We start from the raw sequence: 223 nt of genomic DNA, 5'->3' as shown, positions 1-223 counted from the left end.
ATACTCTGTCCGTTCATCAGACAAATTGTTCAACGTCTGGATGACCAGAATTTTGAACATCAGCACCGGATCAAACGGCGGACGTCCGCCTTTACTTCCGTCCGAATAGGCTAGAGCCAGCTCCAGATCAGGGCGGAACACCTCAAAATCCACAGTCCGGGAAAAGGCCTCCAGCTGATCGCCAAGCCCGCTCAGCCGAGCAAGGCGCTCTTCAACATCAAAG

General features: G+C 53.4%; 1 protein-coding gene. It reads right to left on the bottom strand.

What is annotated here, in order from left to right; translation table 11 throughout:
• A partial coding sequence (locus tag ACP7IZ_RS13890; protein WP_426849756.1) for a transposase occupies positions 1–223 on the bottom strand: 223 nt, incomplete at both ends.

The sequence above is a fragment of the Acetobacter sp. AAB5 genome (genome assembly GCF_050106715.1).
GTDB classification, from domain to species: domain Bacteria; phylum Pseudomonadota; class Alphaproteobacteria; order Acetobacterales; family Acetobacteraceae; genus Acetobacter; species Acetobacter oryzifermentans.
This window is presented reverse-complemented; position numbering and strand designations above follow the sequence as displayed.